This window comes from Micromonospora sp. URMC 106 (assembly GCF_051386395.1).
In the GTDB taxonomy this organism is placed as follows: Bacteria; Actinomycetota; Actinomycetes; order Mycobacteriales; family Micromonosporaceae; genus Micromonospora.
In genome coordinates this window covers 1-14192 of sequence record NZ_JBPQTP010000083.1, presented here as the reverse complement: position 1 = coordinate 14192, position 14192 = coordinate 1, and the positions used below count along the sequence as shown (strand labels likewise).

The window sequence follows — 14192 nt, the reverse complement described above, 5'->3', positions numbered from 1 at the left end:
CGCACCGCTTCCGCAGAGGATGGAGAGCGCCTGATGGACTTCCGGTACGACGAGACCACCGAGCGGCTACGCGAGCGCCTGCTCGCGTTCATGGCCGAGCGGGTCCACCCGGCCGAGCCGGTGTTCGAGGAGCAGGTGCGCGAGGGGGCCGACCCGTGGGCCGCTCCGCCCGTGGTCGCCGAGCTCCAGGCCGAGGCCCGCCGCCGCGGCCTGTGGAACCTCTTCCTCCCCGGCGAGCACGGCGCGGGCCTGACCAACCTGCAGTACGCGCCGCTGGCCGAGATCACCGGCCGGTCGCCCGGTCTCGCCCCGGTCGCGCTGAACTGCGCGGCGCCGGACACCGGCAACATGGAGCTGCTGGCCCAGTTCGGCAGCCCGGCGCAGCGCGAGCGCTGGCTCGCCCCGCTGCTGGACGGCCGGATCCGCTCGGCGTTCGCGATGACCGAGCCGGCCGTCGCGTCGTCGGACGCCACGAACATCGCCACCCGCATCGAGCGCGACGGCGACGAGTACGTGGTCAACGGCCGCAAGTGGTTCGTCACCGGCGCCCTGAACCCGCGCTGCGCGATCCTCGTCGTGATGGGGCGCACGGACCCGACCGCGCCCCGGCGCCGGCAGCAGAGCCAGATCCTGGTGCCGCGGGACACCCCCGGGGTCACCGTCCGCCGGGGCCTGCGGACCTTCGGGTACGACGACAGCGACCACGGCGGCCATGCCGAGATCGACTTCGTCGACGTCCGGGTGCCGGCGGGCAACCTGATCGGGGCGGAGGGCGACGGCTTCGCCATCTCCCAGGCCCGGCTCGGACCGGGCCGGGTGCACCACTGCATGCGGCTGCTCGGCATGGCCGAACGGGCCGTCGAGCTGATGTGCCGCCGGGTCTCCGACCGGCACGCGTTCGGCGCGCCGCTGGCCGAGCAGGGCGTGGTCCGCGACTGGATCGCCGAGGCGCGGGTCCGCGTCGAGCAGGCCCGGCTGCTGGTGCTCAAGACCGCGTGGCTGATGGACACCGTCGGCAACCGGGGCGCGCACACCGAGATCCAGGCGATCAAGATCGCGGTGCCGGCGACCGCCGAGTGGGTGATCGACCGGGCCATCCAGGCGCACGGGGCCGCGGGGGTCAGCCAGGACACGCCGCTGGCCGGGCTCTGGGTCCGGGCCCGCGCGCTGCGGCTGGCCGACGGCCCGGACGAGGTGCACCGGCAGTCGCTGGCCCGCCGGGAGCTGCGCCGGCACCAGCCGGTTCGCGACGCGGCGCGCGTCTAGACTCGCGAGGCGGTGGCGAGGTGGCAGCGGTGAGGGGGAGAGCGCGGATGGGCGGGGTCGAGGCGCCGGGCCGGGTCGACGGACGGGCGGCCCGTGCCGCGCGCACCCGGGCGGCGATCGTCGAGGCGCACCTCGCGCTCATCTCCGAGGGCGACCTGCGACCCACCGGGGAGCGCATCGCCGAGCGGGCGGGCATCTCGCTGCGGACGCTCTGGACGAACTTCAAGGACATGGAGACGCTCTTCGAGGCCAGCGGCGCGGAGGTGCTCCGCCAGCAGGACGCCGCGTACCGGCCGATCTCGCCGGCGCTGCCGCTGGCCAAGCGGGTCGACGCGTACTGTCGGCAGCGGGCCCGGCTGCTCCAGCTCATCGCACCGTCCGCCCGGGCCGCCCAGATGCGCGAGCCGGTCTCCGAGCAGCTGCACCGCAACCGGCTCATGCACATCGCCCGGGTCCGCGACGAGGTCGAGCGGCTCTTCGCCGCCGAGCTGGCGCAGGCCGGGCCGGGCCGGGAGCAGTTGGTGCACGCGTTGGTCGCGGCGAGCATGTGGCCGGCCTGGTCGATGCTGCGCGACGGGCTGGGGCTGGGCGTCGACCAGGCCAGGGCGGTGATGGCCCGCACGGTGGGCGCGCTGCTGGCCGGCGCGGCGGCCGGCTGAGGCGTCCCCGCCGGCCGGGGGAGCCACCTCTTTCCTTCCGGTTACTTATAGGTAACACTCGATGCATGGTTAGTGCATCGACAGTGCAACAACCCGTACTGTGGGGCCGCGACGCCGAGTGCTGGGCCGTCCGTCGGCTGCTCGACGGCGGACCGGACGCCGGGGGAGCGCTGCTGCTGCGGGGCCAACCGGGCACGGGCCGCAGCGCCCTCGTCGCCTACGCACACCGGCACGCCGGGGACCGTACCGTGCTGGCCGGCGCGGGCCTGGCGGAGGAGGCGGCGCTGCCGTACGCGGGGCTGCAACGCCTGCTCGACCCGGTGCTCGACCGCGCCGACGCGTTGCCCGAGGCGCAGCGCCGGGTGCTGCGCCGGACGCTGGCCGGGGAGGGCTGTCCCGCCCACCGCCGGCTCGCCCTGTCGATGGCGGTGCGGGGACTGCTCGCCGTCGCCGCCCGGGAGCGCCCGCTGCTGTGCACCGTGGACGACGTCGACCGGGGCGACCGGCCGACCGCGGACGTGCTGGGCTTCGTGGCCCGGCGGCTGCGCCACCTGCCCGTCGCCGTCCTGCTCACCGCGGGGGCCGACGCCGTGGTCGGCGGGGTGCCCCAGCACGCGCTGCCGCCCCTCGACGAGCGCGCGGGCGCGGCCCTGCTCGCCGACCGGGCGCCGGGGGTAGCGCCGGCGGTGGCGTCCGCGCTGACCGCGGTGGCCGGCGGCAATCCGCAGGCCCTGGTCGACCTCGCCGAGGTGCTCACGCCGGGTCAGTGCCGGGGCGACGAGCCGCTGCCCGAGGCGCCGCCGGTCGACGGGGCGCTGGGTCGTGGGTACCGGGCCCGCCTGGACCGGCTGCCGGCCGTGACCCGGCGCGTGCTGCTGCTCGCCGCGCTCGACGAGGACGGCGACCCGGCCACGCTGGTGCGGGCGGCACGCGCCGCCGGCGCGACGGTCGAGGCCCTCGCCCCGGCGGAGGCCGCCGGTCTGGTCCGGGTCGGCCCCGGGCGGGTCGCCCTGCCCCAGCCACCGGCCCGGGCCGTGATCGTCGACGGCGCGCCGCTGGCCGAGCGGCGCGCGGCCCACCTGCTGCTCGCGGGCGTGCTCGACGGCCCCGGGCAGCGGCTGCGCCGGGCCCTGCACCTCGCCGCCGCGGCCGAGGGCCCGGACCCGGCGCTCGCGGCGGAACTGGAGGAGGCGGCCGCCCGCTCGGCCGGGGAGACCGCAGCGGCGGCGTTGCACCGCGCCGCCGAGCTGAGCGCCGAACCGCGGCACGCCGCCGCCCGCCTGGTGGCCGCCGCCCGCCACGCCTGGACGGCCGGCCGGCCGCAGCGGGCCCGCCGGTTGCTGGCCGGGCTGCCGGCAGACCGGGCCGACCCCGCCGTGGCCGGCCGGGCCGAGCTGCTCCGCGGCGAGCTGGAGCTGCGGTGCGGCTCGCCCTCGGTCGCCTCGACCACGCTGCTCGCCGCCGCCGAGGCGGTCTGCGGCGTCGACCGCCTCGCCGCCCTCGGCGCGCTGGTGCGGGCCGGCGAGGCGGTCTGCTTCGCCGGCGACCAGTACCGGTACGCCGAGGTGGCGCGCCGGGTGTCGACGCTGCGCCGAGCCGGGGACCCGCCCGCCGCGGAGCTGATGACCTCACTGGTCACCGGCGTGGCCGCGACACTGCGCGGCGACCACGAGCGGGGCGGACCCGCGCTGCGGCGGGCCGTCGTCCTCGGCAACCGGCTGACCGGGCCGGCGCTCACCCCGACCGCCCTGACCTGCGCCACGATGGCCGGCCTGATGGTCGCGGTGGACAACGCCGCCCACCGGCTCGCCGGGCGCGCCGTCGAGCTGGCGCGTGCCGGCGGCGAGCTGTCGGTCCTGTCCCGGGCGCTGGAGCTGCGCGCGATCGCCGAGTACTGGCTCGGCCGGCACGAGGCCGCGGCGGACAGCTCCCGGGAGGGCCTGCGCGTCGCCCGGGACACCGGTCAGGTCAACTCCGCCGGCGTCCACCTGGGCATGCTGGCGGTGCTGGCGGCCGTACGGGCCGACCGGGACGCCAGCCTGCGGCGGATCCGGGAGATCGGCGAGGGGCCGGCCCCGCACAGCCGGCCGCGCGCCCTGGCGCAGTGGGCCCTCGCGGTGCTCGACCTGGTCGACGGCCGGCACGCCGCCGCGACGGCGCGGCTGACCGCGCTGGCCCGGCCGGGCACCGGCCGGGGGCAGGTGCTGATCCAGGTGATGGCCACCCCGTACCTGGTGGAGGCGGCCCCCCGCCCCCCCCCCCCCCCCCCCCCCCCCCCCCCCCCCCCCCCCGCCGCGCTCGCCGTCTTCGACCGCTGGGCCAGCAGCACCGCCAGCCCGTCCCGCCGGGCCCTGTCGGCGCGCTGCCACGCGCTGCTCGCGCCCCGGGGCAGCGCCGAGGCCGAGCGCGGGTTCCGCGACGCCTTGCGGCTGCACCCGGCGGACGCCGACGCCTTCGAGCGGGCCCGCACCGAGCTGCTCCTCGGCCGCGAGCTGCGCCGCAGCCGCCGCCCCCGGGACGCCCGCGAGCACCTGCACGCCGCCCGGGAGAGCTTCGGCCTGCTCGGCCTGGCGGCCTGGGCCGAGCAGGCCACCACGGAGCTGCGGGCGGCCGGCGAGTCCGTGGGCGGGCCGGACCTGTCGGCGGCCCGGCTGCTCACCGGCCAGCAGTTGCGGATCGCGCAGCTGGTCGCCGAGGGCGCCACCAACCGGGAGATCGCCGCCCGGATGTTCCTCTCCACCCGTACCGTCGACCACCACCTGCGCAACATCTTCCACCGGCTCGGCATCCGGTCCCGTACCGAGCTGGCCCGGGCGCTGTCCTAGGACCGGGTCAGTCCCGCTCCAGCAACAGTCGGGCGTAGTTGGCCATGGAGCGCTGATAGCGGGGCAGGTGGGGAGCGAGCGCGGCGACGGCGACGGCGACCGCCTCCCGCTCGCGACCGACGCTGGTCAGGGCCAGCGCCAACGTGGCGCTGACCGCGTCGTCGAGCTCGTCGGAGGGCTGCTGCCGCTCGGCCGTCAGCAGGTCGACGGACTCCTGGGCCCGCCCGATGTTGCGCAGCGAGCTGGCTAACTGGATCACCGAGCGCCGGCGGCGGATGCCGGAGATCCCGCCGGCCAGCGCCGCCCGGTACAAGGGCACGGCCTTGTCGGGGTGGCCGGTGGAGTCGAAGGCGCAGGCCCGCTCGAAGGCCGCCACGGGGTCGCCTTCCGGGAGCTCGGCGGCGAGCGCCTCGACCCGCTCGCGGAACTCCTCGGGGTCGTGGTCGTCGATGGTGGCCCACAGTTCGGCGCTGCGCCGTTCCCAGTCAGGTGTGATCGTCATGGCCGAGATATTGCTCGGGCCGGTAGGCTCTCCGCCAATGATTCGGCCCTCCCCGAATCACTGCGCCCTCCGGAGCCGACCATCGCGATCACCCTGCGCCTCAGCCCGGCCGACCTGATGCGCTGCCGCTTCGCGGTGTCGCCGGTGCTGGAGACGATCGAAGCCATCCGCCTGACCACACCCGAGGACCTCCCCGGCCACCATCACGGCTTCCTCGAGTCGATCAAGGACCGGCTGGACGCGCTCGACCTGCGGCCGGTGACGCTGCTGCAACCACGCCGCGGCTACAGCCCGGACTTCCTGTCCCCGCCGCCCACCACCGCCCACCCCCGCTTCGAGGACGAACTCGCGCGGATCGAGGCGACTCCGCTCGACCGGGTGGCGGGGGACATCGCCCGCTCGCTGCGCGAGACGCGCGGTGCGGCGGACACCGAGGTCGGGCGCAGACTGCTGGGCGACCCGGCCGAGGCGCTGTCCCTGCTGACCGGAGTGATCCGGGACGTCTGGCGGGAGGTGATCGAGCCGGTGTGGCCGAAGGTGCGCGCCCTGCTCGACGCCGACGTGGCTCACCAGAGTCGCCGGCTCGCGGAAGGCGGCCTGGACCGCCTCTTCGCCGAGCTGCACCCCCAGCTACGGTGGCGCGACGGCGTGCTCATCCGCGCCGGCGGCGGCGACGAACACCGCCGGCTGGCCGGCGAGGGCCTGCTGCTGATCCCGAGTGCGTTCAAGTTCGATCAGGTCCTGGTGATCCTGGACCCGCCGTGGCAACCCACGGTGATCTATCCCGCCCGTGGCGTGGGTGCCCTGTGGCAATCGCCGCAGACAGGAGAGCTGGCGGCGGTGGGACGCCTGATCGGGCGAAGCCGCGCGATCCTGCTGGCCGGGTTGGCCGAGCCGGCCAGCACCACCGTGCTGGCCCACCGGCACGCGCTCGCAGCCGGTACCGTGTCCCAGCATCTGACGGTGCTCCGCGACGCCGGCCTGGTGGTGGGGCAGCGCTACGGGCACGAGATCCGTTACCGCAGAACGCCCCTGGGCGCCGCGATCCTCAACCGGACCACCTGACACTCGCGACGGGCTCCGGGCGGCCGACGGTGGCCGTCCGGCCTGGGACGGCGAGGACGGACGGGACGCGGGGAGGGGAGCAGGCGGGCGGCATCAGGGCAGCACGACTGTCCGTGCGCCCTCGCCGCGCGCCATCCGGTCGAACGCCGCCGCCGCGCCGTCCAGGTCGCACCGGCCGGTGATCAGGGGAGTGAGGTCGAGGGCGCCGTCGAGCACGGCCCGGGCCAGCTCGGGCACGTCCCGGTCCGGATCGGACGAGCCGTAGACCGAGGAGCGCAGCGTCCGCGCCGAGTGGAAGATGTCCAGCGCGCTGAGGCCCACCACGTCGTCCCTGGCGCCCATGCCGACCACGATCACCTGGCCCCCGCGCCGGGCGGCCCGCCAGGCCGTACGGATGGTGGCGCTGCGCCCCACGCACTCCAGCGCGTGGTCGACGCCCCGGCCCGCGGTCCGTTCGCGGATCGCCCGGTTGACCGACTCGTCGGCGAGCAGGAACTCGGTGGCGCCCGCGGCGCCGGCCAGCTCCGCCTTGCCCGGCGAGACGTCGACGGCGAGCACCGGATCCGCGCCGGCCGCCCGCGCGGCGGAGACCGCCGACAGCCCCACCCCGCCGAGGCCGATGACGGCCACCGAGTCGCCGGGGGCCACCCGCGCGGTGCGGCGCACCGCGCCGGCGCCGGTGAGCACCGCGCAGCCCAGCAGCGCGGCGGCCTCGAACGGCAGCTCCGCCGGCACCGGGATCACCGCGTCCTGCGCCACCACCACCGCGTCGGCGAGCGCGCCGAGGCCGAGCGTGACGTGCAGCGGCTCGCCGGCCGCCGTCCGGCCCCGGGCGGCCGCGGGCGTCCCGGAGCGCTCGCAGAGCCACGGCTCGCCGTGCCCGCAGTACCAGCACCGCCGGCACGGCGGGGCCCAGTTCAGCACCACGTGCGCGCCGGGCGCGACGCGGGAGACGCCGTCGCCGACCTCGGTCACCACGCCCGCGGCCTCGTGGCCCAGCACCAGCGGGTACGGCGGGGCGATGGTGCCGTCGACCATGGACAGGTCGGAGTGGCAGACCCCCGCGGCCCGAATGTCCACCCGCACCTCACCCGGCCCGGGCGCGGGCAGGTCCACCTCCTCCACCCGCAACGGCTCGCCCACCGCCCGGGCGACGAGCGCCCTCACCGCTGGATGGCCTTGGTCTGCAGGAACTCGTCGAGCCCGTAGCGGCCCAGCTCGCGGCCGAGGCCGGACTGCTTGTAGCCGCCGAACGGGGCGAGCGGGTTGAAGGGGGCGCCGTTGATGTCGACGGCGCCGGTACGCAGCCGCCGGGCCACCCGCAGCGCCCGCTCGGCGTCGGCCGACCAGACCGCCCCGGCCAGTCCGTACCGGGAGTTGTTGGCGATGGCCACCGCCTCGTCCTCGTCGTCGAACGGGATGACCGCGAGCACCGGGCCGAAGACCTCCTCCTGGGCCAGGGCGCTGTCCGGGTCGACGTCGGCGATCACCGTCGGCGCGACGAAGAAGCCGCGCTCGGGCAGCGGGGCCTCCGGCCCGCCGGCGACCAGCCGGCCCCCGTCGGCCAGCCCTCGGGCGACGTGGCCGTCGACCCGTTCCCGCTGCGCGGCCGAGACGAGCGGGCCGAGCCGGGTGGCCGGGTCGAACGGATCGCCGAGCCGGTAGCCCGCCGTGGCCCTGGCGGCCAGGTCCAACGCCTCGTCGTAGCGGCCGCGGTGCACCAGCATCCGGGTCCAGGCGGTGCAGGTCTGGCCGGAGTTGAGGAACGCGTTGCCGACCCCCACCTTCACCGCCGTGGCCAGGTCGGCGTCGTCGAGGACGACGTTGGCCGACTTGCCGCCCAGCTCCAGGGCGACCCGGGCGATGCGGTCGGCGGCGAGGTGGGAGATCCGCCGGCCGGTGGCGGTCGAGCCCGTGAAGGAGACCATGTCCACGTCCGGGTGCGCGGCGATCGCCTCGCCCACCACCGGGCCGGTGCCGGTGACCAGGTTGACCACCCCGGGCGGGTAACCGGCCTCGTGGATCGCCTCGAACAGCAGGTACGCGGTGAGCGGCGTCAGCTCGCTGGGCTTGAGCACCACCGTGCAGCCGGCGGCCAGGGCGGGGGCCAGCTTCGCCACGACCTGGTGCAGCGGGTAGTTCCACGGGGTGATCGCCCCGACCACGCCGACCGGCTCCCGGACCACCAGCGAGTTGCCGACGGTCTCGTCGACCGGCGGCCGGGCGGCCAGCTCGACGTAGCTGTGCAGGACGGCGAGCGGCAGGCCCGCCTGGACCCGGGTGGCCACCTTCAGCGGGGTGCCGAGTTCCAGCGCGACGGTGCGGGCGATCTCCTCGGCCCGGGCGGTCAGCGCGGCGTGCAGCCGGTCCAGGCGCGCCGCCCGGTCGGCGGGCGCGGTGTCTGCCCAGCCGGGGAAGGCGGCCCGGGCCGCCGCGACGGCCCGGTCGACGTCGGCCGCCGTGCCGGCCGGCACGGTCGCGACGACCTCCTCGGTGGCCGGGTTCCGCACCGCCACGGTCTCCCCGGATCCGGCGGTGACCCACTGTCCGTCCAGGTAGAAGGCGGTCCGTGCGAGATCCATCGCGCCCCTCACGTACGTCGGCCGAAACTAGCAGTGCAAGTTTTGACCTTAGTACGCCGCGACGTCCGGCGGGAGGGGTGGCAGCGGGCCGATGTGTGCCTCGTACGTGCGCGACAGCCCGTCGATGAGCGCGTCGAGGCCGAGGGCGAACGCCCCCTCGTCCACCTGCTGCTGGTGCTCGGCCAGCCGGTGGGCCTGGGTCAGGTGCGGGTACTGCTCCGCGTACAGCCCCGGGTCCTCGACGAAGCCCCGGGCGAACGACCCGAGTGCCGAGCCGGCCACGAAGTAGCGCATCAGCGCGCCGATGTGGGTGGCCCGGGCCGGCGGCCACCCGGCGGCGACGAGTCCGCCGTAGACGGCGTCGGCCATGGCCAGCGCGGCCGGCCGCCGCCCCGGCCCCCGGGCCAGGTACGGCACGATGTTCGGGTGCGCGGCCAGTGCCGCGCGGTAGGAGTGGCCCCACCGGCGCAGCGCCTCCCGCCAGTCGACGTGGCCGAAGAACGACACGTCCACCTGGCCGGTGATGCTGTCGGCGACCGCGTCGAGGATCTCGTCCTTCGTGGCGAAGTGGTTGTAGAGCGACGGGCCCCGCACCCCGAGTTCGGCGGCGAGCCGGCGGGTGGAGAAGCCCTCCAGCCCCTCGGCGTCGATCAGCGCGGCGGCGGCCTCGACGATCCGCTGCCGGCTGAGCAGCGCCTGCCGTGGCCGGGGCATCCGTTCCTCCTCCTCGGGGTGGGTCCGCCGCAGACTCTGCCACACGGGGTCTGGACGGAATTAAACTTGCACCGCTAGTTTATGCCGCATGGACCTTCAGCTCTCCGCCGAGCACGTCGCGGTCCGCCGGCTCGCCGCCGACTTCGTGGACCGGGAGGTGCGGCCGCACGCGGCGGCCTGGGACCGGCGGGAGTCGGTCGACCCGGACGTCGTGGGCAAGCTCGGTCGGCTCGGCTTCCTCGGGCTGACCATCGGCGAGGACGACGGCGGATCGGGCGGCGACCACCTCTCCTACTGCCTGGTCCTGGAGGAACTGGGGCGGGGCGACTCGTCCGTGCGGGGCATCGTCTCGGTCTCGCTCGGCCTGGTCGCCAAGTCCGTCGCCGCGCACGGGTCCCCGGAGCAGCGGGCGCAGTGGCTGCCCCGGCTCTGCTCCGGCGCCGCGCTCGGCTGCTTCGCGCTGACCGAGCCGGACAGCGGCTCGGACGCCGCCGCGCTGAGCACCCGGGCGGTCCGCGACGGCGGCGACTGGCTGATCACCGGCGCGAAGATGTTCATCACCAACGGCACCACCGCCGACGTCGCGCTGGTCTTCGCCCGCACCGGCGGGTCGGGGCACCGCGGCATCACCGCGTTCCTCGTGCCCACCGAGGCCGCCGGCCTGACGCGCCGGGAGATCCACGGCAAGCTGGGCCTGCGTGGGCAGGCCACCGGCGAGCTGCGCTTCGACGACGTACGGGTGCCCGACTCGGCGCGCCTGGGCGAGGAGGGCGCCGGCTTCCGGCTGGCCCTCGGCGCCCTCGCCAAGGGCCGGATGTCGGTGGCCGCCGGCTGCGTCGGCATCGCCCAGGGCTGTCTCGACGCCGCGGTCTCCTACGCCGGACAGCGCACCCAGTTCGGCAAGCCCATCGCCGGCCACCAGCTCGTGCAGCAACTGCTCTCCACCATCGCCGTCGACACCGCCGCCGCGCGGCTACTGGTGTGGCGGGTGGCCGACCTCATCGACCGGGGCGAGCCGTTCGCCACCGAGGCGTCCATGGCCAAGCTCTTCGCCAGCGAGGCCGCCGTCCGTGCCGCCGACAACGCCGTCCAGGTCTTCGGGGGATACGGCTACATCGACGAGTACCCGGTCGGCAAGTACCTGCGCGACGCCCGCGTCGCCACCCTCTACGAGGGCACCAGCCAGATCCAGCACCTCCTCATCGGCCGCGCGCTCACCGGCGTGAACGCCTTCTGACCCCCAGGGAGCAACCGTGACCAGATTCGCCGACCGGGTCGCCGTCGTCACCGGCGCCGCGCGGGGCATCGGCGCCGCCACCGCACACCGGCTGGCCGCCGAGGGCGCGGCCGTCGCCGTGGTCGACCTCGACGCGGAGCGCAGCCGGGCCGTCGCCGACGAGATCACCGCGGCCGGCGGCCGGGCCGTCGGCATCGGCTGCGACGTGACCGACCCCGACGCGGTCGCCGCGACGACCGACCGCGTGGTCGAGACGTACGGCGGGCTGCACGTGCTGGTCAACAACGCCGGCATCACCCGCGACGACCTGCTGTTCAAGATGCCCCTACCGGCCTGGGAGGCGGTGCTGACCACCAACCTGACGAGCATGTTCCTCTGCTGCCAGGCGGCGCAGCGGCACATGGTCGAGGTTCGTTACGGGCGGATCGTCAACCTCAGCAGCCGCTCCGCCCTCGGCAACCGCGGGCAGGTCAACTACGCGGCGGCCAAGGCCGGCGTGCAGGGTCTGACCGCCACCCTCGCCATCGAGCTGGGCCCGTTCAACGTCACGGTGAACGCCGTCGCCCCCGGTTACGTGGCGACCGCGATGACCGCCGCCACCGCCGAGCGGGTGGGCAGCAGCCCGGAGGAGCACCAGCGGATGGTCGCCGAGCACACCCCGCTGCGCCGGGTCGCCCAACCGGCCGAGATCGCCTCGGTGATCGCCTTCCTGGCCAGCGACGACGCCTCGTACGTCAGCGGCCAGACCCTGTACGTCAACGGCGGCGCGCGCTGAGTCGCGCGTAGCACCTCACGGAACCGGAGGGGACATGGACTTCGCGCTGTCCGACACCGAGCGGGCCATCCGCGACACCGCCCGCGACTTCATCGCCAGGGAGGTGGTGCCGCTGGAGCAGGAGCTGCTCCGGCGGGAACGCGAGCACCGGCCCGGGCTGGAGCCCGGCGAGCTGCGCGAGTTGCAGCTCAAGGCGCGCGCCTTCGGCTTCTGGGGCCTCGCCACCCCCGAGGAGTACGGCGGCATGGACCTGCCGGCCGTCACCCAGTCGCTGATCTGGACCGAGATCGGCCGCTCGTTCGTGCCGTTCCGGTTCGGCGGCGAGGCCGACAACATCCTGTTCCGCGCCAACGAGGAGCAGAAGCGGGAGTTCCTGCTCCCGACCATCGAGGGCGAGCGGCGCAGCTGCTTCGCGATCACCGAGCCGGGCGCCGGCTCCGACGCGGCCAACATCCGGCTCAGCGCCCGCCGCGACGGCGGCGACTGGGTCCTCAACGGCGAGAAGACCTTCATCACCGGCGGCAACGAGGCGGACTTCGCCATCGTGATCGCCGTGACCGACCGGGAGAAGGGCGCCCGCAACGGCGGCGCCACCGCCTTCCTGGTGGACCGGTCGATGGGCTGGCGGTCGGAGTTCATCCCGACGATGGGCGAGGGTGGGCCCGCATCGCTGATCTTCTCCGACGTCCGGGTGCCGGAGCGCAACATCCTCGGCGAGCCGGGCCAGGGCTTCGCCCTCGCGATGGAGTGGATCGGCAAGGGTCGTTACACCATCCCCTCGCACGCGGTCGGCATCGCCGAACGGGCCCTGCGGATGGCCGTCGAGCACGCCAACACCCGGCACACGTTCGGCCGGCCGATCGGCGAGAACCAGGCGATCCAGTGGATGATCGCCGACTCCGAGACCGAGCTGGAAGCGGCCCGGTGGCTCATCCTGCGGGCCGCCTGGACGGTGGACCAGGGGATGGATCCCCGGCACGCCTCGTCGATGGCGAAGCTCTACGGCGCCGGCATGGTCAACCGGGTGGTCGACCGGGTGCTCCAGATCCACGGCGGCATGGGATACACCCGGGAGCTGCCCATCGAGCGCTGGTACCGGCAGGTCCGGCTCTACCGGATCTTCGAGGGCACCGACGAGATGCAGCGGCTGATCATCGCGCGGGACCTGCTGCGCGGCTACACCAAGCTGGGCGGGCACCTGGCATGAGGATCTTCGCCTCCCTCGACGAGCTGACCGCCGCGGTCGGCGAGACCCTCGGCCCGGGCGACTGGCAGCGGATCGACCAGAGCCGCGTCGACCTCTTCGCCGACGCCACCGACGACCACCAGTGGATCCACCTCGACCCGGAGCGGGCCGCCGCCGGCCCCTACGGCGGCACGATCGCCCACGGCTTCCTCACCCTGTCCCTGCTGCCGGCGCTGGTCGGCCGGCTCTACCGGGTGCGGGGGGTGCGGATGGGGGTCAACTACGGGCTCAACCGGGTCCGGTTCCCCGCCCCGGTGCCGGTGGGCAGCGCGGTGCGGGCCACCGCCACCATCGCCGGGGTGTCCCCGGTGGACGGCGGCGTGCAGCTGGTCACCGGGGTCACCGTGGAGTGCGACGCGGGCGCCAAGCCCGTCTGCGTCGCCGAGACCGTCAGCCGGCTCTACCTCGGGCCGGCGGCCGGCTGACCTGGCTCCGCCCTCGGGCCGCGTCGGCTGACCCGGCTCCGCCCTCGGCCGCGTCGGCTGACCCGGCTCCGCCCTCGGGCCGCGTCGGCTGACCCGGCTCCGCCTCGGGCCCGTGCCGGCCGTGTCGGCTGCACCGGCAGCGCGGCGGCCTCGTGCGGGTCGGCGCGCCGGCCGGCCCACCATCCGGTGCGCCGGCCGCCATGACGTCGGGCCAGGCGCGCCGGGGGTGTGGATCTTCGCCGCGCCCGGCAGCCGGCACGCCACCGCGTCGACGCCGCCGGTGGGCGCGGCCGGGGCATGTCCGGCGAATGGCAAGGAAACGTCATGGCCGCCGGGCGACCCTCGTCGCACGATCCGACGGGGGGATGGGGGTGTACAGCATGCGGCGCGAGCCAAGCTGGGGCTGACCCATCGGTGCGCGGACGTGGCCCGGCGCCCCAGCCCGGGCCACGCCCGTCCCCTCCCGAGGGACGCCGGCGACCTCGGGGGCGTCAGGCGACGAGACGTGCGAACGGTACGCGGGTGGGGCGAGCAGCGGGTCGTCCGTGAACACCGTGGCCGTGCCGCCGAACGGGCTGTCCGTCCGGGTTCTCGCCGGCGGCCGAGGAGCCCGCGCCGTCGGATCGTGCGGACGGCGTCCGGCTCGCGCTCGCCGCGGGGCGCGCCGGCGGAGTGGTTCGTCGCGGCCCGGCTCCCCGGCTCCCCGGCGGTCCGGCTCCGACGGCCGTCGCGGTGCGTACCCGGCCGTCGCGGTGCGTGCCCGGCCGCCGCGGGACGGCGTCGAGGCGAATCGCCCGCGTGCGACCCGCCCGGCCGGCCACGGGCCGATCCGGCCAACGTCGTCGGCGGGATTGGGGCTGCTCGCCGTCCCCCGCCTGGCCCGCGTGCCGTGACGG

12 protein-coding genes are annotated in these 14192 nt (G+C 75.9%); 8 read left to right on the top strand and 4 right to left on the bottom strand.

What is annotated here, in order from left to right; all coding sequences use genetic code 11:
• Window positions 1–33 precede the first annotated feature (33 nt).
• The 3 genes from ACSNOB_RS22900 (at window position 34) to ACSNOB_RS22890 (ending at window position 4750) form a co-directional block, all read left to right on the top strand.
• Window positions 34–1266 carry an acyl-CoA dehydrogenase family protein gene (locus tag ACSNOB_RS22900; RefSeq protein WP_436688498.1) on the top strand — a complete coding sequence of 411 codons (1233 nt, stop codon included), beginning with the start codon at window positions 34–36 and terminating at the stop codon, window positions 1264–1266.
• A 47-nt stretch (window positions 1267–1313) separates the two neighbouring features.
• A complete protein-coding gene (locus ACSNOB_RS22895; protein ID WP_393112504.1) occupies window positions 1314–1925 on the top strand; it encodes a TetR/AcrR family transcriptional regulator in 612 nt (203 codons plus the stop codon).
• Window positions 1926–2008: 83 nt separating this feature from the next.
• Window positions 2009–4750 carry a LuxR C-terminal-related transcriptional regulator gene (locus tag ACSNOB_RS22890; protein WP_436688497.1) on the top strand — a complete coding sequence of 914 codons (2742 nt, stop codon included), beginning with the start codon at window positions 2009–2011 and terminating at the stop codon, window positions 4748–4750.
• A 7-nt stretch (window positions 4751–4757) separates the two neighbouring features.
• Here ACSNOB_RS22890 and ACSNOB_RS22885 read toward each other — a convergent pair whose 3' ends face one another.
• Window positions 4758–5252 carry a tetratricopeptide repeat protein gene (locus ACSNOB_RS22885; protein WP_436688496.1) on the bottom strand — a complete coding sequence of 165 codons (495 nt, stop codon included), beginning with the start codon at window positions 5250–5252 and terminating at the stop codon, window positions 4758–4760.
• 144 nt (window positions 5253–5396) lie between these two features.
• On the opposite strand from ACSNOB_RS22885, the gene ACSNOB_RS22880 reads away from it, so the two are divergent.
• On the top strand, window positions 5397–6317 hold the full coding sequence (locus ACSNOB_RS22880; protein ID WP_436688495.1) for a DUF5937 family protein: 921 nt from the start codon (window positions 5397–5399) through the stop codon (window positions 6315–6317).
• Between the two features lie 93 nt (window positions 6318–6410).
• On the opposite strand, the gene ACSNOB_RS22875 is transcribed toward ACSNOB_RS22880, so the two are convergent.
• From ACSNOB_RS22875 to ACSNOB_RS22865, 3 genes are read right to left on the bottom strand one after another with little or no spacing between them, the layout of a single operon-like run.
• Window positions 6411–7484, bottom strand: coding sequence for an alcohol dehydrogenase catalytic domain-containing protein (locus ACSNOB_RS22875; RefSeq protein ID WP_436688494.1), 1074 nt, complete (start codon window positions 7482–7484; stop codon window positions 6411–6413).
• Entirely contained in the window at window positions 7481–8899 is a 1419-nt protein-coding gene (locus ACSNOB_RS22870; RefSeq protein ID WP_436688493.1) for an aldehyde dehydrogenase family protein, read from the bottom strand. The genes ACSNOB_RS22875 and ACSNOB_RS22870 overlap by 4 nt, the downstream gene beginning before the upstream one ends.
• Window positions 8900–8947: 48 nt before the next feature.
• The gene (locus ACSNOB_RS22865; protein ID WP_436688492.1) at window positions 8948–9613 is read right to left on the bottom strand and encodes a TetR/AcrR family transcriptional regulator; all 666 of its coding nucleotides are present in this window, start codon (window positions 9611–9613) and stop codon (window positions 8948–8950) included.
• 88 nt (window positions 9614–9701) lie between these two features.
• Here ACSNOB_RS22865 and ACSNOB_RS22860 point away from each other — a divergent pair, with 88 nt between their 5' ends.
• Genes ACSNOB_RS22860 through ACSNOB_RS22845 form a run of 4 tightly spaced genes read left to right on the top strand, consistent with a single transcriptional unit; the run spans window position 9702 to window position 13296 of the window.
• On the top strand, window positions 9702–10850 hold the full coding sequence (locus ACSNOB_RS22860; RefSeq protein ID WP_436688491.1) for an acyl-CoA dehydrogenase family protein: 1149 nt from the start codon (window positions 9702–9704) through the stop codon (window positions 10848–10850).
• Window positions 10851–10866: 16 nt separating this feature from the next.
• Window positions 10867–11625: a 3-oxoacyl-ACP reductase FabG gene (gene fabG / locus ACSNOB_RS22855; RefSeq protein ID WP_436688490.1), complete on the top strand. Its 759-nt coding sequence runs from the start codon at window positions 10867–10869 to the stop codon at window positions 11623–11625.
• Window positions 11626–11659: 34 nt separating this feature from the next.
• Complete coding sequence (locus ACSNOB_RS22850; protein ID WP_436688489.1) at window positions 11660–12832, top strand: acyl-CoA dehydrogenase family protein; 1173 nt, start codon at window positions 11660–11662, stop codon at window positions 12830–12832.
• Window positions 12829–13296 carry a MaoC family dehydratase gene (locus ACSNOB_RS22845; protein ID WP_436688488.1) on the top strand — a complete coding sequence of 156 codons (468 nt, stop codon included), beginning with the start codon at window positions 12829–12831 and terminating at the stop codon, window positions 13294–13296. Before ACSNOB_RS22850 ends, ACSNOB_RS22845 begins: the two co-directional genes overlap by 4 nt.
• Window positions 13297–14192 lie beyond the last annotated feature (896 nt).

Excerpts from the sequence above, each read along its gene's own strand:
- ACSNOB_RS22900 (WP_436688498.1), top strand. The coding sequence starts at position 34 with ATGGACTTCCGGTACGACGAGACCACCGAGCGGCTACGCGAGCGCCTG.
- ACSNOB_RS22895 (WP_393112504.1), top strand. The coding sequence starts at position 1,314 with ATGGGCGGGGTCGAGGCGCCGGGCCGGGTCGACGGACGGGCGGCCCGT.
- ACSNOB_RS22885 (WP_436688496.1), bottom strand. The coding sequence starts at position 5,252 with ATGACGATCACACCTGACTGGGAACGGCGCAGCGCCGAACTGTGGGCC.
- ACSNOB_RS22870 (WP_436688493.1), bottom strand. The coding sequence starts at position 8,899 with ATGGATCTCGCACGGACCGCCTTCTACCTGGACGGACAGTGGGTCACC.
- ACSNOB_RS22865 (WP_436688492.1), bottom strand. The coding sequence starts at position 9,613 with ATGCCCCGGCCACGGCAGGCGCTGCTCAGCCGGCAGCGGATCGTCGAG.
- ACSNOB_RS22860 (WP_436688491.1), top strand. The coding sequence starts at position 9,702 with ATGGACCTTCAGCTCTCCGCCGAGCACGTCGCGGTCCGCCGGCTCGCC.
- ACSNOB_RS22850 (WP_436688489.1), top strand. The coding sequence starts at position 11,660 with ATGGACTTCGCGCTGTCCGACACCGAGCGGGCCATCCGCGACACCGCC.
- ACSNOB_RS22845 (WP_436688488.1), top strand. The coding sequence starts at position 12,829 with ATGAGGATCTTCGCCTCCCTCGACGAGCTGACCGCCGCGGTCGGCGAG.